Consider the following 21734-nt stretch of genomic DNA (forward strand, 5'->3'; position numbering starts at 1 on the left):
TAAACTAAAAATGAACATAAAAAGTAAAATGAATATTACCAAATGAGAAATATTATAAAAAATAGAGAAAAGAGGTATTAAAATAAAAAAAATATACACAATTATGAAATAACTAATACCTCTTATATCTATTTTCGTTAAGAGGAAGAATACTCTTCCTCTTTTAAAGCTTATTCTATGGCAATAGTTTTTTTAGTTTTAGTAGGTTCAACCTTAGGAATGACTACCTCTAAAACTCCATCGTTACTTTTTGCATTTATATTTTCAATATCTACATTTTCAGGGATTGTAAAACTTCTAGAGAATTTTCCAAAAGAAGTTTCAACTTTATAATAATCTTCTTCTTTTACTTCCTCTTTTGTTTTTCTCTCTCCTGAGATTGTTAAAATATTTTTATCAATATCTACAGAAATATCTTCTTTTTTTACACCTGGTAAATCTACATCAATATGATATGCACCATCTGCTTCTCTTGTATTTACAACTGGTACAAAACCATTTACACCTTCATTACTCGGATAATTATAAAAATTTTTTTCTAACTCTTTAAATTGTTTAAAAGGGTCAAATCTTGTTAATAACATCTTTTCCTCCTAAAAAATTATTCTTGATAGAATATTTATCAAGTTGAAAGAATTATAACAAATATTTTAGCACTTGTCAATAGCAACTGCTAATATTTTTAGCAATATTTATATATAAGTGCTAATTTAAAGAATTAATTGATTTTAATTAATTTAACAAAAAGAGATTAATCTCAATTTGTTAAATAATTTATTATGTGATAATTTATGCTATTGCTATAAATGTTGTAGCTATAGTTAAAAAATATATTGCTACCACTATTAAATAATCTTTTTTTGTTGTATTTATTTCCATCTTTTTCTCCTTGTGAATAGGAGAAAAAGTGGTTTTCTCCTATTTTATTTATTAATTTTAAAATCTATATGAATCATTTTTTAACCTTTAAATTGATTCTGCGTATAGATTTAACTCCTCTTCAAAATAATCCAAATCTTCATATAAGATTTGCATGGTTTTTTTCTTACTTGTAGCCATTTCTAAGAGTGACCTAATAACACCCTCATTGCATCTTTTTACTTGCCAGGAGTTATTATTACTCCAACTATTAATCGATTTAATCTCTTCCTTAGCGGGTACAATAATTTTCTTAACAATAATAGTTTTCATACTCTTTTTCTCCTGTTTATAAAATAGTTTTTCTTCATTTCTAATAGTTTGTTTTTTTACAATAGTTTTCATTTTTATCTCCAATATTAAATTTTAATCAAAAAAAAAGGGGAAGAACCGAAGCTCTTCCCCTTTTTAACCTTACTAGTTTCGATACTAGTCAGCGAATTTCGCCTTCTTAGCAGCTCTTTTCCTAGCAGTTGGGTCAAGCTCTCTTTTTCTTATTCTTACCGAAATTGGTGTAACTTCGACTAACTCATCTTCCTCAATCCACTCTAAAGCATTTTCTAGGGACATCACTCTTGGTGGAACAAGCTTAATAGCATCATCTGCACCCGATGACCTTACATTTGTAAGTTGCTTCCCTTTAATAGGATTTACATCTAAGTCGTTAGATTTAGCATGTTCACCAATAACCATCCCGTTATATACTTTATCTTGAGGTTTAATATACATTACACCTCTTTCTTGTAAATTGAAAATTGAATAACCTAAAGCTTCTCCATTTTCCATAGATACAAGTGCACCATTTTTTCTAGATTCAACATTTCCAGAGTATGGTCTAAAATCTAAAAATGAGTGGTTCATTACACCCTCACCTTTTGTATCAGTTAAGAACTCAGTTCTAATACCAATAAGTCCTCTAGCTGGAATCTCAAACTCTAATCTTGTAAATCCAGCACCCATTGGCACCATATTTGTCATATTTGCTTTTTTCTTACCTAATTTTTCAATAATTGTTCCAGTATAATCATCTGGAGTATCAATTACTAAATGCTCAAATGGTTCTAAAGTAACACCATTTTCCTCTTTTGTAATAACTTCTGGTCTTCCAATTGAGAATTCAAAACCTTCTCTTCTCATATTTTCTGCCAAAATTGTAATTTGAAGTTCACCTCTTCCGTTAACTTTAAATTTACCTTCACCAATTTGCTCATAATTCATAGCAATATTAGTATTCATTTCAGAAGCAAGTCTTTCATCAATTTTATTTGAAGTAACAAACTTACCTTCAGTACCAGCTAATGGAGAATCATTTACTGCAAAAGTAACTGAAAGTGTTGGTTCTTCAATATGCATTGGGTCAAGAGGCATTGGATTTGCTGGATCACATAAAGAATCTCCAACATCAATAGTTTCAAAACCAGCAACAGCACAGATATCACCTGCACCAGCAGTTTTAATTTCAATTCTCTCTAAACCTTTAAAACCAATAAGCTTAGTAACTCTACCTTTTACTTTTTCACCGTCTGCTTTACATAATAAAACAGTTTCACCTTGAGAAATTGTTCCGTTAAAAATTCTCGCAATACCAATTTTACCAATGAAATTATCATAATCAAGTGTAAATACCTGAAGTTGTAATCCCTCTTCTTCACTACCTTTTGGTTTTGGAACTTCATTTAAAATAGTTTCAAATAAAGGTTGTAAATCTTTTTTCTCATCTTCTAATGCATGCATTGCATAACCATCTCTAGCTGCAGCATAGATTACAGGAAATTCAAGTTGCTCTTCATCTGCTCCCATTTGGTCAAATAGATCAAATACTTCATCAACAACTCTATCAGGTTCACCAGCTGGTTTATCGATTTTGTTAACAACAACAATAGGTCTATGACCTAAAGATAATGCTTTTTTAACAACAAATTTTGTTTGAGGCATAACTCCCTCTTGTGCATCTACTAAAAGAAGCACTGAGTCAACCATCTTTAAAACCCTTTCAACTTCTCCACCAAAATCGGCGTGTCCTGGAGTGTCGATAATATTAATTCTCACACCCTCATAGTCAATTGCAGTATTTTTAGAAAGGATAGTAATTCCTCTTTCTTTTTCAATATCATTACTATCCATAACTCTTTCGTCAACCTCTTGGTGTGCTGCGAAAGTTCCAGATTGCTTTAATAATTCATCAACCAGTGTTGTTTTTCCATGGTCAACGTGTGCAATCACGGCAATGTTTCTAATGTCTCTCATTTATACTCTTTATGATAATTTCTATAATTTTTGGCGATTATATCTTAAATATACTTAAAAATATGCTAAGTCAAGTAATTAGTTTCAATTAAGTTACTATTAATTAAGTAAAACTTTATACTTTAGATAGATTTAACCCATGAAAAAAATGTTCCATTGTATCCTCAACAATATTTGTTGTATCAAATTTTTTCAACATATAACTTTCAATATAGCCATCTGAGAGCTTTTTAAAAAGTATAGTAAGATGCATTGCATCTATTTTTTGTTTATTCTTAAATATTTTTTCAAACTGTTTTTCTAAAAACTGATAAATCTTTGTAACAACGGGATGATTTATAACATCTAATTTGTGAAAGAAAAAAGGATCATCTATAATTGGATAATTACTCTTTTTATCAATTTGAATAAAAATTTTATACTTTGCTTTTAAATAGAGTTCCAAATTTTTCATAGGACTATCTGTTTCATTTTCAACTAATTGTTTAAAGAAATTCTCAAATTTTAAAATTAGATACTCTAAATATAACTCCTCTTTTGATCCAAACAGATTATATATAGTACCTATAGATACCTCTAAATTTTTTGCCAATTGTGAAATCTTTAATTGTTTATATCCGTTGTTGTCAATATACTCTACTGCTGCATTTAAATATAAATCTCTTTTTATTTTATTGATTTGTTTATCAACTATAGCTTTCAATTTATTCCATTTTTATTTTTTTAAATTTTAACTATATTAATATAAAAGCATAATAAATGAATTATATATATTTATTTGAACTTAATTCATTATTAATTATTTATGGTATAAAATTCCATTTTAGGAAAAATCATGAAAATATTTAGAGATATTAAAACAGAAGCACTTCTTATTTATATAAAAACTTTATGCAACGACTATATTAAAAAAATAGATAAAGGAGAGTACAAAGTTAATTTAGGAAAGGATTCTTACAATGAAGATATTACAAAAACAATATTTTTTTTAAGAGATAAGTTAAAAGAATCTATTTTTGATGCATATGAACTTAAAACTTTTATTGATTCATATATGAAAGAAACAAAGAAAAAAAACCTTCCTCCTCAATATGAAGCTTTATTGAACTATTATAATATTATTGTATTACAGTTTGACAAAAATTTTAAAACAGGAGAATTTTGGATTCCTGAACAAATAATATTTGCCCTACTTAGTGAATGGATATATGAAGAGAAAAAATCAGTCAAAAGATACCCTTTTTTACTTGAGATTGACTACTTAAAACTCTTAAGCTATTTTGAAAATGTAAGAAATAATAATTCAAAAGATGATCTAAAAGAGAGTATAAGATTTATGTATAAAATATCATCCGAAGTAATTAGTAAACTAAAAAATGCTAAATCAAAAAAACTTATTAGATCAAAATCTAAAAGAAAAAAATGAAAACTTTTAAATTAAACCTTTTATCAGGAATTATTGTAGGGATTATAGCTTTACCTTTATCAATGGCTTTAGCTATTGCAATTGGTGTACCACCACAAAATGGCCTTTATACTGCAATTATTGCAGGTATCATTGCTGCTTATTTTGGTAGTAGCAAAATTAATATCTCAGGTCCAACGGCAGCGTTTGTTGTCATTTTAATACCTATTGTTCAAGATTTTGGATTAAAAGGTTTATTAGTATGTGGATTATTATCAGGTTTTTTTCTTTTATTAATGGGAGTTTTAAAACTTGGAAATTTGATTGAGCTTATTCCATATCCTGTAACTGTTGGGTTTACTTCTGGTATTGCAGTTGTTATTGCAACATTTCAAATAAAAGATTTTTTTGGTTTAGAGATAAATGATTTTACAGGACATTTTCATCAAAAAGTAATCACAATATTTGAATCTTTTCACACATTCAATCCAAATGAATTTATAGTTGCGTTAAGCACATTACTTATTTTAATTTTTTGGCCAAAAACAAAAAGTAAAATCCCTGCACCATTGGTAGCATTAGGTATTGTTACAATAGCTGTTGTTTTATTCAATAATTATTACCCACAATTCCAAATCTCTACAATATATTCAAGCTTTCATTACCAAATAGGAGAAATAAAAGGAAATGGAATACCTCCCATACCTTTACAATTTTCACTTCCTTGGGAAGGTTATACCATAGAGGATTTAAATTTGGATATGTTTTATAAACTTCTTCCTCATAGTGTTGCAATTGCAATTTTAGGGGCATTAGAATCACTACTTTGTGCAGTGATTTCAGATGGTATGACAGGACATAAAACAGATCCAAATAAAGAGTTAATAGGTCAAGGTTTAGCTAATATAGCCGTTCCTTTTTTTGGAGGTATTCCTGCAACAGCAGCTATTGCAAGAACAGTAGTAAATATCAAATCAAAAGCTAATTCAAAAATATCTTCAATAATTCATGCTTTTTTTATCTTTTTATCTATTGCTTTTTTCGCTCCTTATTTATCTTATTTACCAATGGCTTCTTTATCTGCTTTACTTTTGGTAGTAGCTTGGAATATGTCTGAATTTAAACATTTTATTAATATTATAAAAGTTGCTCCTAAATACGATGTTTATGTTTTATTGACATGTTTTATTTTAACTATTCTTTTAGATATGCAGATTGCAGTTGGAGTTGGTATGGGATTGGCTTCTATTTTATTTATTAAAAGAACTATAGATTTATATTCAATAAACTTAGTTAATAATGAACATAATTCAAAAGAGATACATATTCCTGAAGATACTTTAATATATAATATAAATGGTCCTATGTTTTTTGGAGCAGCCCAACAAGCATTAAAAACTTTATTAGATACAGAAGAAGAGATTAAAACAGTAATAGTAAACTTGGAAAACGTTTCTATGATGGATATGACTGCTCTTGTTGCTTTTAAATCTATTATAGATAACTTTCAAAAAAATGAAAAAAAACTAATAATCACTGGTGTAAACAATAGAATATTAAGAAAATTTCATAAATTAGGTATCACATTTGATACCAAAGAATTAATTTTAAGACAAAATATTGAAGCAGCATTAAAAGATCTAGATAAATAAGTTTCAGTTAAAAGACACTTTTTAAACTCTAAATTTTGTTACTATTTTATAAATATCAATAAAGGTGTTTTATGAATTATCAAAAAGTTCTTGAAGAGATTAAAGAAGAGATTATACCTTTTTTAAAAAAAGGGAAAGTAGCTGATTATATTCCAGCTTTAGCAAAAGTTGAAGTAGATGATTTTGCTATGAGTATTATAAAACTTGATGGAACAGAGTATAATATAGGTTCATGCCAAAAACTTTTTTCTATACAAAGTATTTCAAAAGTTTTTAGTTTTACTCTATCCCTTGATTTATATGGAAAAGATTTATATAAAAGAGTTGGTCATGAACCTTCAGGAAACCCTTTTAACTCTTTAATTCAACTTGAATATGAAAAAGGAATACCAAGAAACCCTTTTATAAATGCAGGGGCAATAGTTACAACTGATACCTTAGTTTCAAAATATAAACAAAATACATTTCCTACTATTTTAGAATTTATAAAAAAAGTATCAGGATGTCAAACTATAAATTTTGACCAAGATATCTATAAATCTGAACTTGAACATGGATATAGAAATCTTGCTTTAATAAATATGATGAAAAGTTTTAATAATATTGAAAATAATACAAACGATGTTATTGAAACTTATTTTAAACAGTGTTCAATAATGATGAATACTAAACAGCTTGCAAAATCGATGCTTTTCCTTGCAAATCATGGAACAATTCCAAATACAAATGAAGCTATAGTAACAGAACCTCAAGCAAAAAGGATAAACTCTTTAATGCTAACTTGTGGCCATTATGATGCTTCAGGAGATTTTGCTTTTCATGTGGGACTTCCGGGTAAAAGTGGCGTTGGTGGAGGAATAGTTGCAGTAGTTCCTCAAAAAATGGCAATTTGTGTTTATTCACCAAAGTTAAACAAACAAGGAAACTCTTTAGTTGGAACAAAAGCTTTAGAGCTATTTACTACAAAAACAAATCTTTCTATATTTTAATCAAATATGAATTTTATTTCATATTAAATTCATAATCTTTTCATCAATTTCTTGTAAATTTACAAAAATTGGATGAAAGGATTTTTTTGTTTATACTTGCAATTAAAGCTTTAAAAGCAAACAAATTAAAAACAATATTAATATTTATTAGTCTTATCTTTTCTATCACATCAATATTTTTAATTAGCTCTATCTCAAATGGAGTTATATCTATGTATTCAAATATGTTAAAAAGTGATGGAGATATTATAATAACTCAAGCAAAAATCTCTGATACCTTTTTTTCAAATGTAGATGTCAAACTATTAGAAAAAATAGATAAGTTAGAAAATGTAAAAAAAACCTCTGCAATAATTGTTGGAGCAAGCCCAGTTGAAAAGCTTCCTATTGTTGCAGTTTATGGTATGTCTGATAATAGATTTGAAAACTATAAACTTATAAAAGGCACTTACCCAAAACTAAATGAAGTATTAGTTGGTAACTCTATTTATGAATCTTTAAAAAACAAAAACAGTATTCAAATAGCAGACAAAACTTTTAATGTTTCTGGTGTTTTTAAAAGTGATATTGGATTTGAAAATGGTGGAGTTGTTTTAAAACTTGAAGATGCAAGTAAAATTTTTAACAAAAGTGCTTCTATGTTAATGGTAAACAGTAAGATAGATTCAAATATTGAAAATCTAGTAAAAGATATAGAAAACCTGAGTAAAGATATAGAAGTAAAATCTACTCAAAATTTTGTGGATAATTATAATCAATTTAAAATTATCAAAACCTCATCAAACCTTATTGGTCTAATCTCTTTTTGTATGGGTCTTTTAGGGATTGTAAGTATCATGAGTATCACAATAAATCAAAGAAAAACTGAATTTGGTATAAAAAGAGCAATTGGAATCTCAACTAAAAAAATTGTTTCACAAATAATCTTAGAAAGTTCAATTTTAGGAATACTAAGTTTTATTAGTTCTTTTTTTATCTCTTATATTGCACTAGCACTAATAAAAAACTCTTCACTTTTTCATGGATATGTAAATGGAGAAATATCTTCTACCCTTGCAATATATCTATTTATTTGTTCACTATCAATGGCTATTTTAGGTTCAATTATTCCTGCAATAAATGCTTCAAGAATTGACCCTATTATTCTTATGCAAGGGGATAAAATATGATACTAAAAGCAGATAATATTTCCCATGATTATAATGGTGACAAAGCTTTAAACAAAGTCTCTCTTGAGATAAAAGAAGCCGAGTTTGTGTGCTTAATAGGTGAGAGTGGTAGTGGTAAAACAACTTTATTGTCTGTGTTATCTACCCTACTTAAACCAAAAGAGGGAACACTATTTTTTGAAGGTAGTAGTTATTCAACTATAAAAAACATAGATGAATTTAGACAAAAAAACATAGGTTTTATTTTTCAATTTCATTATCTAATAAACTATTTAAACCTATTTGAAAATATAAAACTTGCAAACCCTAAAGCTAGTGATGATGAGATTTTAAAAATACTTTCAATCTTAAATATAAAAACATTAAAAAACAAGTTTCCAACAGAGATTTCTGGAGGACAAAGACAAAGAGCTGCAATAGCAAGAGCTTTAATAAACAATCCAAAAATACTTTTTGCTGATGAGCCAACGGGTAATTTAGATTCTAAAAATGCACAAAAAGTTTTTGAACTATTTAAAGAGTTGTCAAAAAATGGAACTACAATTATTGTTGCAACACATAACAAAGAGCTTGCTAAAACAGCAGATACAATTTACGAGGTAAAAGATGGACAAATTAGATAACTTTAGTTTTTTTATTAATAAACATTTCAAGATTTCATTAATATTTTTATTTTTAGGGATGGTTTTTGGAATTTTCTATTCATTAAATTTATTAGGATTTTATATTGATTCTCAAACACTAATCCCAGCAAGCATGAGATCACTACATATTAGTTTAATGCTTTATGGTTTTGTTCCATTAATGCTTTCATATCTTCCTTTTTTATTGATAAATAAAGAGGGTGTAAAAAGTGAAGTGGGATTACAATATCTAAACCTTTATACAATATTTTGGTATATATTTTTAGTTTTTATGATTAGTTCAATCCTTTTTGGGAATACTAGAGGACTAGCATTTTATGACTTCCCATATGAGTTAAATTTCATACTTGCCATATCTGGAGTTTTTTATATTATTGCCCTTATTAAATATATAAAAGCCTATGAGACCATTCCCCTATGGATAAAAGTTTGTCTAAGAATTACTATTATTGCACCTATTGCTTTACTTATATTAATGAATCCTACAATTGGACAAGTTGAAAGTACAATTTCAGGACCCCATGGAGATAACACTTTAGGTATGAGTTTAGCTTTAATCCCTATTTATTACCTTATTATAAAACTGCTAAACAAAGGTGAATTTAAAGCTAGATGGAATGTTCTTTGGATTATTCCAACTATATTTTATGCTTTTTCTGTTTTATATAGAAGTTTTATAGGACACTTAAGTTATGAGCAAGAGTGGTTTTTCCAATGGCTAACTTTTCTTTATGTACCGATATTATATAGATGGTATAAGGATTCAAACATAGAAAAATTTGCTAAAAAAGCACTTCTTATATCAATACTTGCTTTTCTTTTTGTAGATATTGAAGGGAATATTTTATTTATACCTGAACTTAGATGGCTTTTTCATAGAAATGATTTAATTATTGCCCATGCTCATGTAGCTATGGGAATTGGTGTATTTTTTATGGTAATTGCAATGTTTGTTAACTATATTAAAGAACTTAAAAAAACTATTTTTTATACCCTTTATCTAATTGGATTATTAGGGATATTTACAGTTTTAAGTATCTCTGGACTTATTCAAGCAGAAATATTTCAAGCAGATATTTATAATTTATGGATAGCAAGAAGTATTTTTGGAGTTATTGCACTTATATCACTATTTAGTTTTATTACTTTTAAATTCAAATTTACTTTACTTCAAAAATATAATCTCTTAGGGGTATTAGCTGATGGAGTAGGTGGTATTTTTTTACTTTTATTAAGTAGTTTTCTATATCCACTTATTGGTTTTAAATTTGCTGGAAGTTACGAATATATTGTATTTGCTTTTGTAAGTATTACAGGGGTAATTCATTACTTAGCTCTCACAAATAAAGTGCATGAGATCATCTTAACAAAACTTACAGTTATTACAAGAGTTTTTATAAGTTCAGTTTTTTTTGCTCTTTTTTATAACAAAACTTTAGGTGTAGAAGCTTTATTAATATCTTTATTTGATGTTTTATTTGCTTCTACATTTTTATTTATTTTCAAAAAGGAATTATTATGCCAAAAATAGCACTTATATTTTTTATTGCATTTGAATTATGTTACTACTTACTTATAGCACAAACAGGTATTGTTGAATATTTTGCCTCAAATATCTATTATATAGCTCCTCTGCCAATAGGTGGAATTATTGGTTCAATTTTGTGTTATAAAATCTCTTTATCAAATGATAAAAAAATCAAAATTTTTCTAATGATGCAATTAATATTAACTTTCTTCTATCCTAATTATTCACCTATTACACTCTTTATTCTTGGGATAAGTGTTGGAGCATTAGCTCCTCTTTTAATTAATGAATTAAAGAAAGCTTCAACTGTAGATTTAGGATTAGCTCTTGCTATCTCTTATAGTGTAGGAACTTTACTTTTTAATTATGATCCTGCAAAAAGAGAGTTTATTGCAATTATATTTACAGTTATAGTTTTAATCTGCTCATATTTTTTGCAAAAAATTAAAACAAATAAAGAGATTAAAAATTTTACTCCATATCCCATCTTTGTGATGGTTTTATGGATATTTTTAGATTCTGCTTTATTTGAAACTTTATCAAGAGATTTAAGTGTATCTATCTGGAGAGATGGCTTCACTTTTGAGATTATAGTTTTTCACATAATTGGAGTTATTGCAGCACTTAAATTAAATATTCAAAGAATGGAAAATGAGTTATTTATAATGATACTTTTTGCACTAAGTTATCTTTTTTATTTTTTACAAGAACCCCTTGCGTTATCAGTTATATACCCTTTTGTAATCTCTTATTACAATGTAAATATTTTAAGAAGCTTAGTAAAAAAACCTCTAAAGAAAATAGCCTTATATATGGTATTTATAGGTTGGATTGCTTCAGGGATGGGATTATTTATAGCTTTAGAAAACTTAACAATTTTTGTTCCATTTATTTTTTTAATAGCATTTATAAAAATAATAAATTCACAAAAAAACCTACTTATAAAGGAGAAAAAATGTATAAATTAGTGTTTGTTTTATTATTTACTGTAGTTTTTGCAAATGCAAATAGTCTTAGTTTAGTTAAGGGGAAGATTCAAGCCCATACGGAAGTTTTTGGAGATAGTACTATTAATCCCCAAACAGAAAATATTGTTACAGAATTAGAAAAAAGTGATTCTTTAGAATCAATAAAAGGTAAGTTTGAAATAGAAGCTATCTCTTTAATTAGTGATAATAAAGATAGAGATAAACATATGTATGAGGTCTTAAATGTAGAGAACTCTCCCAAAATTGTTTTTATTTTAAACTCTATTTCAAAACAAGAAGATAGTTATCTACTTTCAGGAATATTGATTTTAAATAATATCAGTAAACCTATCACCTCTAAAGCTACAATAAAAGAAGTTGAAAAAAATATAAACCTAAATGGTGATTTTTCAATTAAGTTAACTGATTTTGGTATGGAACCTCCTACAATGTTCTTTTTAACGGTAAGAGATCAAATAGATATAAAATATGATTTTAACTTCAAGGATAACTAATGTTAAAAAACATACTAGTTTTAACCCTTATTTCATCAATATATCTTTTTGCTAACAGTTTTAAAGTTGGAGATGATATAGGACATTTTTCATTACCCAATCAGTTTGATGAAAAGAAAGATGTGGATTCTAAAATTCAAACTATTATTGTCTCTTTTGAGAAAGATACGGGAAAAGATATAAATACATTTCTTGCTTCAAAAAAAGCAGATTTTTTAAATAAACACCATGCTGTTTTCATAGCCAATATTTCAGGTATGCCATCAATTATTACAAAGCTTTTTGCTATGCCAAAAATGAGAGATTATAAACACTCTATACTTTTAATCTATGATGATGCAGATGATAGGTTTGTAAATAAAGAGGAAAAGTCAACTCTTTATAAACTTGAAAATGGTGTTATAAAATCTATTTCCTATATCACCAAAGATGACTTAGAAGAGGTTTTTAAATAAGATGAAACTACCACAAATAAATGAGGTTGTTGTTAATTCTAAAATAAAAGAGTTATCAATTCTTCATTTAAGTGATTTACATATAAATAAAAAAACCTCTACTAATAGTATAAATCAATTGGTAAAACTTTGTAATAGAAGTGAGGCTGATTTTATAGTTATTACAGGGGATATTATTGACTGCAAAGTAAAGTTTATAAAAGAGAGATTGGAATTACTAAATAAGATAGAGAAAAAGACCTATTATATAAGTGGTAATCATGATTTGTTTTATGGATTTAAAGAATTGAAAAATATTTTGACAAATTTAATCTGTTTAGACAATAACTATGAGATTTTACAGATAAAGGATAAAACTATAGCTATAGGTGGATTAAGTGATAGATTTTCAAAATTTTTTAGGGTAAAAAGAGAAGAGGATAAAATAGTGAAAATTCTAAGTAAATATGAAAACTCAATTTTTTTAGCACATCAACCAAAAGATTATATCTATGCACTCAAATCAAATAGTAAACTTTTTCTATGTGGGCATACCCATGGGGGACAAATATACCCTTTTCACTATGTAGTAAAACTTTTTCAACCCTTTCTTAATGGTCTTATTTATAAAAAAGATACTGCCATTTATGTTAGTAAGGGGATAGGAAATTGGGGAATTGATTTTAGGTTTAAAGCTAATAATGAAATTAGTTTACTAAAATTAAGGTAAAATAATTTTATGAAAATATTAATTATCGAAGATGACGAAAAAATCATAAACTTTTTAAAAAGAGGACTTGAGGAAGAATCTTATAGTGTAGATTTTTCTAAAAATGGAGAAGAAGGCTTATACCTAGCTAGTGTAAACACTTATGATTTGATACTACTTGATATTATGTTACCTTTAATTGATGGAATAGAAGTTTGCAAAAGGCTTAGAACATCAAATATTACTACTCCAATTATCATGTTAACGGCAAAAGATAGTGTAGAAGATACCATAAAAGGTTTGGATATAGGAGCAAATGATTACCTTCCTAAACCTTTCTCTTTTTCAGAACTTCTTGCAAGAATGAGAGTTCAACTAAGATCAAATAATCAACAACAAACAAAACTCAAAATAGCTGACTTAGAACTTGATTTACTTTCAAAAACAGCAAAAAGAGCAAATAACAATATCACACTTACAGCAAAAGAGTTTGCACTTTTAGAGTATTTAATAAAAAATAAAAACAAAGTTCTTTCAGAAACAGTTTTAGGTTCAATGTTAAACAATATGGATGAGATAAATATAAGTAATGTAGTTAATGTTTATATTTACAGATTAAGGAACAAAATAGATAAACCATATGAAAAAAAGCTTATAAAAACAGTTAGAGGAATGGGGTTTAGAATAAGTGATGAATAATTTAAGTATCAAAAGAAAACTGTTAATTTATAATATAATTATCCAAACATTTATATTAATAATATTAGCCTTATCAATATATAAGACCCTTCAAATTTCAACATTGGATAAAATAGAAACCTCTTTAAAAGTTATTGTTTTAGATATTGTAGATGATTTAGTAAAACACCAAGACAATTACCTAATTGTTGATTTCAATGAAGAGAAAGAATATAAATTTAAACCACTTTATATAAGATTAATAGATAAAAATCAGAAAATATTAAAATCTACCTATTTCCCTGATGAAATTCATAAGAACTTTCGAAAACTTTCAAAAGATATTATTAATTTTAAAAAATTTGATAATTATATCCTTAGTGAAATCAAATTCTCAATGTTAAAAGATGATTATGTACTTCAAGTTGCTACTGATTATAAAATATTAAATGAAACCATGCAAAATCTTTTTTATATTTTAATATTTATTATCCCTATAATTTTAATTTTTTCCATTACAGGGGGATATTTTTTAGTTTACAAATCATTTAAACCTATTGAAGAGATTTTAAATAATCTAAAAAATATCAACTCAACAACCCTCTCAAAAAGACTTACAACTAGTCAAAAACAAGATGAGATAAATATGCTGGCAATTGAGATTAATTCCCTTTTAGAAAGGCTTGAAATCTCATTTGAAAAAATAAATCAATTTAGCTCTGATGCATCCCATGAACTTAAAACTCCCCTTACTATTATTAGAGGGGAAATAGAGATAACACTTAGAAAAGATAGAGATTCAAGTGAATATAAAAAGAGTCTTCAAACCTGTTTAAATGAAGTGATGATTATCCAACAAACAATAGATGATTTACTATTTTTAGCAAAAAAAGAAAACACTTCAAACAATCTTGAAGATGTATATATTGATGAGATTACATTTGAAGCAGTTAAAGAGTTAAAACCCTTTGCCAATATTAGAGCAATTGATTTAAAAACTCAGATCAATGACGTTTTTCAAGTTAAAGGTTATAGTAAGTTACTAAAAATAGCTATAAAAAATATTCTAAAAAATGCAATAACTTACAGCTACAAAGAATCCTCAGTGGAGATAAAGAACTCTATTGAAGATGGCAACTATGTTATTACCATAAGTGATAAAGGTATAGGAATACCAAAAGATGAACAAAAAAAGATTTTTGAAAAATTTTATAGAACAGATAAAAGTAGAAATAAAGAGTCAGGTGGTACTGGTCTTGGAATGTCTATTGTGGAAAAAATCACAAAACTTCATAATGCAAAAATAGAATTATCTAGTGAAGAAAAAAAAGGAACTACTGTAAAGTTTATTTTTAAAGGAAATATAGATGAATAAAAACTATATCTGGACACTACCCACACGAGTATTTCACTCAAGTTTTGTACTACTTATAGTTATTTGTTATTTAACAGGAGATGATGATACAATTTTAATCCATGCTATTTCAGGTTATCTTTTACTTGTTACTCTATTTTTTAGATTTGGATGGGGATTTTTTGGTCCAAAATATTCAAAGTTTAAAGATTTTGCCTTAGATACAAAAAAAGCAAAAGAGTTTGCAAAAAATATCTTTAGTCCAAAAGAGTTTTATAATGGACATAACCCTTTAGCTTCCTATGTAATGATAAGTATGTTAATAGTAGTTACTATAATAATATTTACAGGAAGTTTAACTTATGGTTCCCAAGAAGCAAAAGGTTTTTTTGGCTTCTTAGAAAAAATCAAAACCTATAAACATATCCATGAGTTTTTTGCAAATTTTCTTTACCTTCTTATTTTCTTACATCTTAGTGGAATTGCAATGGATAGATTACTACATAAAGAGAATCAAACTCTAAAATCTATAATAAATGGTTTTAAGTATGGCAAAGAAAAAATAGAAGTAAGATTAAATATTTTTCAAAAACTTTATGCTTTTTTATTTTTAATTATATTTTTTAGTTTTTTAATATATTTAATAGTAGATAAAACAAACCCTTTTATCTATTAATCTACTCTTTTGATTTTGTTAATAAAATAAGTCCTGTAACTGTAACTATTAAACCTACAAAACCTGTAGCGTTTGGTAAGGCTGCATTTAAAAATAAAAGCTCTCCAACTAAAGCAAAAAATACTTCCCCTGACTGTGTAGCATCCACAAGCATTAGTTTACTTGAAGTATCTGCATGATTCCTTGCATATAAAAAAAGTGAAGTAGCTATAACTCCTGATAATAAAGTCACAATAGCTACATTGATATATTGTGATGTTGAAGGTACAGTTGCATCTGTAGTAAAATATAAGACTATCCATAAAGGAAAACTTCCTAGAGTTAGCAAAAACACTTTTACAAAAGTGTTATTTAAAACCTTATAGTCTTTATTTTTATCTATTCTTTTCTTTTTCTCTTCCCAAACCAATTGATTACCAAAAGGGTAACAAAAAGATGCCACTAAAACAGGTAAAAAACCTAAAAGAAGTGGCTCAATATTATTTATATCAAAATGACTAATATTTACTAAAGTGATGCCTACAAATATTATTAAAGTAAAAATCCAAATCTTTTTTGATAATTTTTTACCAAAAAAAGATAAAACAAAAAGTGAGGAGATAAGTGTAATCTGCCAAGTTGTTGCCACCACCCAAGCAGGTGAAAAATCTGCTGCATAACATAGAAGAGAATAAAAACATCCAAAACCAATAGTTCCAGCAATTGTCCAAAATCTAAAATTATCAATATACTCTTTTAAAACAGCTTTGAAATATGAAATTCCTCTAAAAATAATAAAACCTATACTAAAAAATAAGATAAGATAAACAAGCCTTAAAGAACCAGAAAAATACCAATGTCCCCCATCTAAAGAGATTGCTCTATTTATTAAAAAGGTAGCTGTAAAAAATATTGCAGCTAAAAGTCCAACAATTAAAAGGAATACAGTAGTATGGGTATAACTATCAATAATATCTTTAATTTTATTCAATTTAATTTCCTTAAAGTTGTTTGATTTGATTAAAAAAAAACAGAATTGTACTATATTGTTGTTAAAATGATCATTTTTTGTTAAAATAAGATTTATATTTAAATATAATCCAATAAATAATTATATACCTAGGATCACTGTGAACATAAAAAAAATAGTAACACTTACATTTGTTGTAATTATTCTTCTTATTTTGGCAACATTTTTCCTAAATGCTGTTTTACTTACTAAATTGGAAGAAAATAACCAATCAAGAAAAGAGATATCTAAACTTGTTTTGATGCAAGAGAATATGAACATACTTGTTAAAGATGCGACTACAACAACTAATAAAAAAGAATTATATGATACAAAAAAAGAGTTTCATAAATATGAAAAAATGTTTGAAGAGTTAAAAAACAAATTAATAATAAAAGATAAAGATGATTTTTTAGATTTTTTTATAAAAGATATTCATAAAAATTCAAAAATTTTAAATCACTTAGCATTACTCTCAAAATCTGAAAAAGAGATAGAAAAGAATTTTGACAATATATATAATTTACAATTAGAACAAATAGAATTAAAAAATCTTTTTTCAGAAAATTATCCAAAAGAAAATATTTTAAGAACAAACCTAGAACAAGATATTCTAAAAACTAAAAATATAAGATTAATAAAAAGTTTTTCTGACATAAAATATTACAGTAAAGAGGTTCTTTTTCAATATAAAGAAAAAGAATATTTAGATACTTGGATTGAAAAAATTGAATCCCTTAGCAACTCTTATGAAAATAGAAAAATAAAAGATTATTTAGAAATAGTTAAAGTTATAGGTGATTATGTAATAAGACTTAATATTTTAGAACTAAATGAAAAATCTTTACAAAGAACTATATATGAAATTGTAAATAGAAATAAAGAGTTAAATCTAAAAATTGAAGAAGAGATAGAAACTATAACCTCAGAATTTATCGCTAATACTTTCACTTTTATGATAATACTACTTTTAATTACTATTTTAATAATTATTTTTCTATCAATAAAAGTAAATAAAAATGTAGCCTTAAGTTTTAATGAAGTTGAAAATAAAGTACAAGAGGGATTAAGTACAATAAAAAACCTAAATAAGGAGATTGAAGAGACCCAAAGAGAAGTTGTTTTTACTATGGGTGCTATTGGTGAAACCAGAAGTAAAGAAACAGGAAATCATGTAAAAAGAGTTGCTGAGTATTCAAAACTTCTTGCTTTATATGTTGGTTTACCTGAAAAAGAAGCAGAGATGTTAAAACAAGCAAGTCCTATGCATGATATTGGGAAAGTGGCTATCCCTGATGCCATTTTAAATAAACCTGGGCGTTTTGATGAAAAAGAAAGAAAAATTATGGATACCCATGCAAAATTAGGATTTGAGATGTTAAAACATTCAAATAGACCTCTTCTTAAATGTGCTTCCACTGTAGCCCTTGAACACCATGAGAAGTGGGATGGAACAGGATATCCTAGAAAACTAAAAGGGGAAGATATTCATATATATGGAAGGATTACTGCTTTAGCCGATGTATTTGATGCTTTAGGTAGTGATAGATGTTATAAAAAAGCTTGGGATGATGAAAGAATCTTTAATCTTTTTAGAGAGGAACGTGGAAAACATTTTGATCCAAAACTTATAGATATCTTTTTTGAACATTTAGACGAATTTTTAAAAATACGAGAAACTTTTAAAGACAATTTGTAAAGAAATTGTCAAGAACATTCCCACTTACACTTTATACTCTTCTTTTATAATTTCAATAGAAATAAAAAGGAGAAGAGATGAAAAAGATAATTATTCCTGCACTTATTGCAACTCTTTCATTTAGTAGTGTGATAGATAACTACTTAACTAATCTAAAAAATGAAGTTATAAAAGTAGAACCAAACTTTAAAGGCTTTGATCTAAAAAGAGGTGAAAAGATATTTACCTCTACACATATGGGGAAAAAAGGTAAAGAGGTTTCATGTACATCGTGTCATGGAATAGATTTAACAAAATCCCATGAAAACTTTTTTACTGCAAAGATTATTGAACCACTATCACCAAAAATAAACCCTAAAAGACTGACTAAAGAGAAAAAAATAAGAAAATGGCTCAAAAGAAATTTTAATGATGTCTACAATAGAGAAGGCACAGCAAAAGAAAAAGGTGATGTACTTACTTACATCATGTCAAAATAAAGGAGGATAAAATGAGATTAATATTTTTATTTACCATTTTTATATCAACTCTTTTTGCAGATTGGTATAGTTATAAAAAACCTGGAGTTGCTCCTGTTCAAAATAAACTTTATATAAATGAATGTGCAGCTTGTCACTTTGCATACCAGCCAGGACTTTTGCCAAGTAATTCTTGGAAAAAAATGATGGCTGGTTTAGATAATCACTTTGGCGTTGATGCAACACTGCTTGATGAAGATTTTAAAGTTATATCAAAATATTTAGATGATAATAGTGCCCAAAAAGCTTTAGCTTATAAAAGAAGTAAAAAAATAGCTAGAACAATGAGAAATGATGGAAGTATAATTGCCATTAGTAAAACACCCTATTTTATAAAAGAACATAGAGAGATTCCAAAAAGATTTATTAATCAAAAAAAGGTAAAAGGGCTTTTTAATTGTACAGCTTGTCATACAACTGCACAAAAAGGGATTTATTCAGAAAGGGATATTTTAATTCCAAATTATGGTAAATGGGATGATTAAGGAGAGTTCTATGAAATCTTATATTTGGACACTTCCAACAAGAGTGTTTCATTGGTTATTTGCAACATCTATTTTATTGGCTTTCTTAACTGATGATGACAATCTTTTAACCTATCATGCAATAATTGGTTATTCAATTTTTATTCTTTTAGGTTTTCGATTTTTTTGGGGAATTGCTGGACCTAAATACTCTAGATTTAGTGATTTTCCATTAAGTATAAAAGCTTTAAAAGAATTTTTATCAAATATTTTTTCACATAAAGAGTATGCAGGACATAATCCTGCTGCTTCATATGTAATGATTGCAATGTTTGTAGTAACTGCTTTAACTATTATAAGTGGTGTTTTAACATTTGGTATTCAAGAAGGAAAAGGTTTATTATCTTTTCTAAATAATTCTTATTATAAAGAGATGGAGATATTTGAAGAGATACATGAATTTTGTTCAACCCTTTTAATTATATTAATTGTTGCCCATATTGGAGGAGTTTTAAGCGATAGATTACTCAAGCCTGAGACACAAACACTAAATTCAATTTTTACAGGTTATAAAACTTTAAATATAGTAAAAAATGTAAAATTAAATATTTTTCAAAAAGCCTTAGGGTTTTTATTTTTGATTATTTTTATTTTATTTTTAGTTTTTAGTTTTACAAATCAAGGGAATTTACTTCTAGTTTCAAAATATGAACCCATAAATTATGAAAAGAAAAATGAGCTTTTTGTAAGTGAGTGTGCATCGTGCCACACTCTGTATCCCTCCAAATATCTTGCCTGAAAAATCTTGGAAAATATTAATGTCAGATTTAAAAAATCATTTTGGAGATGATGCTTCTTTAGATGAAGAAGATACTCAAAATATACTTAACTTTTTGCTGGAAAATAGTGCTGAAAAAAGTACAAAAGAGGCAAGTGTAAAGGTTTTGAACTCTATTAAAAATAAAGATATAATAACTATAACACAAACATCTTTTTGGAAAAAAGAACATAAAAATATTCCAAAAGAGATTTTTAAAAATAGTGAAGTAAAAACTAAAGCAAACTGCAGTGCTTGTCACATGGATATAGAAAAGGGTTTAATTGAAGATGATAAAATTAAAGATATTAACAGTTTTATGTAGTTTATTTTTGTTTACCTCTTTATATGCTAGTAAACACAATTTTGATTTTCACGAATACAAAAAAGAGCATATTCATAAAAATCTCGATTATTTAAATCTAAATGAGAATCAGCTTGAAAAGATAAAAAAAACTCTAATCAAATATAGAAAGAAATATGCAAAATATACTAAAAAAAGAGCTTCTAAAGAGTTAAGATTAAAAGAACTTTTCAAAGCAGACAACTTTAATGAAGAAAAATATGAAGATATATTAGAAGATATATTAGAAGATGAAATAGAATTAGAAATAAAAGTATTAAAAAAAATTCATTCTATTTTAACACCTGAACAAAGGGAAAAATTTTCTTTTTATCTAAAGGAGTGGAGAGTTGAATAAAAATGTTCTTTTAGTAGAAGATGACAAACAAATGGAGAGTTTTATATGTGAGTATTTAGAAGATTATGATTTTAACTGTACAAGTTTTCATGATCCAAAAGAAGCATTAAAAGAGTTTGAAAAAAATTCTCTAAATTTTGATATTGTTATTTTAGATTTAATGCTTCCTAATATGGATGGGTTTGACCTTTTTAAAAAACTTAAAAAAACAAGAGATATTCCTGTAATTATATCTTCCGCAAGGGGAGATATTGGAAATAAAATCCATGGCTTTGAGTTGGGAGTTGATGATTATTTAGCCAAACCTTATGAACCCAGAGAATTAGTACTTAGAATTAACTCCATACTAAAAAAGAGCCACTCTTCCAAAATTAAAATTAATGAATTTATAATAGATAAATTAAATTATGAAGTAAGTTTAAACAACTACCCTATAGAGTTTACAAAAATAGAATTTGATATTTTTATTTTTTTAATTGAAAACCTAAATAAAGTTTCATCAAGGGAGCAAATTCTTCATGCTACTTCTTTAGATGAAAATACAAAAAATAGAACCATTGACATGCACATCTCAAATATAAGATATAAGATAGGAGATGATCCTAAGGAATCAAAATATATCAAATCTGTTTGGGGCATTGGTTACAAATTTGTAGGATAA

Annotated in this window: 25 protein-coding genes; 20 read left to right on the top strand and 5 right to left on the bottom strand. The window is 26.7% G+C overall.

Annotated features, from left to right (window positions below):
- Positions 1–170 precede the first annotated feature (170 nt).
- The 4 genes from ACKU4C_RS14340 to ACKU4C_RS14355 all read right to left on the bottom strand — a co-directional run bounded on the left by ACKU4C_RS14340 (position 171) and on the right by ACKU4C_RS14355 (position 3868).
- Positions 171–584: an Hsp20/alpha crystallin family protein gene (locus tag ACKU4C_RS14340; RefSeq protein ID WP_321313147.1), complete on the bottom strand. Its 414-nt coding sequence runs from the start codon at positions 582–584 to the stop codon at positions 171–173.
- A gap of 382 nt (positions 585–966) precedes the next feature.
- On the bottom strand, positions 967–1263 hold the full coding sequence (locus tag ACKU4C_RS14345; protein ID WP_321313149.1) for a hypothetical protein: 297 nt from the start codon (positions 1261–1263) through the stop codon (positions 967–969).
- Positions 1264–1347: 84 nt separating this feature from the next.
- Complete coding sequence (typA, locus tag ACKU4C_RS14350) at positions 1348–3165, bottom strand: translational GTPase TypA (RefSeq protein ID WP_321313151.1); 1818 nt, start codon at positions 3163–3165, stop codon at positions 1348–1350.
- Positions 3166–3280: 115 nt separating this feature from the next.
- A complete protein-coding gene (locus ACKU4C_RS14355; protein WP_320035527.1) occupies positions 3281–3868 on the bottom strand; it encodes a TetR/AcrR family transcriptional regulator in 588 nt (195 codons plus the stop codon).
- 132 nt (positions 3869–4000) lie between these two features.
- Here ACKU4C_RS14355 and ACKU4C_RS14360 point away from each other — a divergent pair, with 132 nt between their 5' ends.
- From ACKU4C_RS14360 to ACKU4C_RS14420, 13 genes are all read left to right on the top strand, one after another.
- Positions 4001–4591: a hypothetical protein gene (locus tag ACKU4C_RS14360; RefSeq protein WP_321313155.1), complete on the top strand. Its 591-nt coding sequence runs from the start codon at positions 4001–4003 to the stop codon at positions 4589–4591.
- Positions 4588–6222, top strand: a complete 1635-nt coding sequence (gene dauA, locus ACKU4C_RS14365) for a C4-dicarboxylic acid transporter DauA (protein ID WP_321313157.1) — start codon at positions 4588–4590, stop codon at positions 6220–6222. The genes ACKU4C_RS14360 and dauA overlap by 4 nt, the downstream gene beginning before the upstream one ends.
- 71 nt (positions 6223–6293) lie before the next feature.
- Positions 6294–7211 carry a glutaminase gene (locus ACKU4C_RS14370; RefSeq protein WP_321313159.1) on the top strand — a complete coding sequence of 306 codons (918 nt, stop codon included), beginning with the start codon at positions 6294–6296 and terminating at the stop codon, positions 7209–7211.
- 86 nt (positions 7212–7297) lie between these two features.
- Positions 7298–8380, top strand: coding sequence for an FtsX-like permease family protein (locus ACKU4C_RS14375; protein WP_321313161.1), 1083 nt, complete (start codon positions 7298–7300; stop codon positions 8378–8380).
- The gene (locus ACKU4C_RS14380; RefSeq protein ID WP_321313163.1) at positions 8377–9003 is read left to right on the top strand and encodes an ABC transporter ATP-binding protein; all 627 of its coding nucleotides are present in this window, start codon (positions 8377–8379) and stop codon (positions 9001–9003) included. Before ACKU4C_RS14375 ends, ACKU4C_RS14380 begins: the two co-directional genes overlap by 4 nt.
- Complete coding sequence (locus ACKU4C_RS14385) at positions 8987–10555, top strand: hypothetical protein (protein ID WP_321313165.1); 1569 nt, start codon at positions 8987–8989, stop codon at positions 10553–10555. Before ACKU4C_RS14380 ends, ACKU4C_RS14385 begins: the two co-directional genes overlap by 17 nt.
- Complete coding sequence (locus ACKU4C_RS14390; RefSeq protein WP_321313166.1) at positions 10543–11520, top strand: hypothetical protein; 978 nt, start codon at positions 10543–10545, stop codon at positions 11518–11520. Before ACKU4C_RS14385 ends, ACKU4C_RS14390 begins: the two co-directional genes overlap by 13 nt.
- Positions 11508–12035 carry a YceI family protein gene (locus tag ACKU4C_RS14395; RefSeq protein ID WP_321313168.1) on the top strand — a complete coding sequence of 176 codons (528 nt, stop codon included), beginning with the start codon at positions 11508–11510 and terminating at the stop codon, positions 12033–12035. The genes ACKU4C_RS14390 and ACKU4C_RS14395 overlap by 13 nt, the downstream gene beginning before the upstream one ends.
- Complete coding sequence (locus tag ACKU4C_RS14400) at positions 12035–12490, top strand: hypothetical protein (RefSeq protein WP_321313170.1); 456 nt, start codon at positions 12035–12037, stop codon at positions 12488–12490. The genes ACKU4C_RS14395 and ACKU4C_RS14400 overlap by 1 nt, the downstream gene beginning before the upstream one ends.
- 1 nt (position 12491) lies before the next feature.
- Positions 12492–13199 carry a metallophosphoesterase gene (locus ACKU4C_RS14405; protein ID WP_321313173.1) on the top strand — a complete coding sequence of 236 codons (708 nt, stop codon included), beginning with the start codon at positions 12492–12494 and terminating at the stop codon, positions 13197–13199.
- 9 nt (positions 13200–13208) lie between these two features.
- Entirely contained in the window at positions 13209–13877 is a 669-nt protein-coding gene (locus ACKU4C_RS14410) for a response regulator transcription factor (RefSeq protein ID WP_321313175.1), read from the top strand.
- Positions 13870–15231, top strand: a complete 1362-nt coding sequence (locus ACKU4C_RS14415) for a HAMP domain-containing sensor histidine kinase (RefSeq protein WP_321313176.1) — start codon at positions 13870–13872, stop codon at positions 15229–15231. Before ACKU4C_RS14410 ends, ACKU4C_RS14415 begins: the two co-directional genes overlap by 8 nt.
- Entirely contained in the window at positions 15224–15886 is a 663-nt protein-coding gene (locus ACKU4C_RS14420; protein ID WP_320035540.1) for a cytochrome b/b6 domain-containing protein, read from the top strand. The genes ACKU4C_RS14415 and ACKU4C_RS14420 overlap by 8 nt, the downstream gene beginning before the upstream one ends.
- Position 15887: 1 nt before the next feature.
- On the opposite strand, the gene ACKU4C_RS14425 is transcribed toward ACKU4C_RS14420, so the two are convergent.
- Positions 15888–16856, bottom strand: a complete 969-nt coding sequence (locus ACKU4C_RS14425) for a multidrug resistance efflux transporter family protein (RefSeq protein ID WP_321313179.1) — start codon at positions 16854–16856, stop codon at positions 15888–15890.
- A 139-nt stretch (positions 16857–16995) separates the two neighbouring features.
- Between ACKU4C_RS14425 and ACKU4C_RS14430 the strand changes: the two genes are divergently transcribed.
- From ACKU4C_RS14430 to ACKU4C_RS14460, 7 genes are all read left to right on the top strand, one after another.
- Complete coding sequence (locus ACKU4C_RS14430) at positions 16996–18573, top strand: HD domain-containing phosphohydrolase (RefSeq protein WP_321313182.1); 1578 nt, start codon at positions 16996–16998, stop codon at positions 18571–18573.
- A 77-nt stretch (positions 18574–18650) separates the two neighbouring features.
- On the top strand, positions 18651–19052 hold the full coding sequence (locus tag ACKU4C_RS14435) for a DUF1924 domain-containing protein (protein WP_321313183.1): 402 nt from the start codon (positions 18651–18653) through the stop codon (positions 19050–19052).
- 11 nt (positions 19053–19063) lie between these two features.
- Entirely contained in the window at positions 19064–19576 is a 513-nt protein-coding gene (locus ACKU4C_RS14440; RefSeq protein WP_321313185.1) for a diheme cytochrome c, read from the top strand.
- Between the two features lie 10 nt (positions 19577–19586).
- Positions 19587–20354, top strand: a complete 768-nt coding sequence (locus tag ACKU4C_RS14445) for a cytochrome b/b6 domain-containing protein (protein ID WP_320035545.1) — start codon at positions 19587–19589, stop codon at positions 20352–20354.
- A gap of 19 nt (positions 20355–20373) precedes the next feature.
- Positions 20374–20697: a cytochrome C gene (locus tag ACKU4C_RS14450; RefSeq protein WP_321313187.1), complete on the top strand. Its 324-nt coding sequence runs from the start codon at positions 20374–20376 to the stop codon at positions 20695–20697.
- On the top strand, positions 20663–21073 hold the full coding sequence (locus ACKU4C_RS14455) for a Spy/CpxP family protein refolding chaperone (protein WP_321313189.1): 411 nt from the start codon (positions 20663–20665) through the stop codon (positions 21071–21073). Before ACKU4C_RS14450 ends, ACKU4C_RS14455 begins: the two co-directional genes overlap by 35 nt.
- A complete protein-coding gene (locus ACKU4C_RS14460; protein ID WP_321313191.1) occupies positions 21066–21734 on the top strand; it encodes a response regulator transcription factor in 669 nt (222 codons plus the stop codon). Before ACKU4C_RS14455 ends, ACKU4C_RS14460 begins: the two co-directional genes overlap by 8 nt.

The organism is Halarcobacter sp., from assembly GCF_963676935.1.
In the GTDB taxonomy this organism is placed as follows: domain Bacteria; phylum Campylobacterota; class Campylobacteria; order Campylobacterales; family Arcobacteraceae; genus Halarcobacter.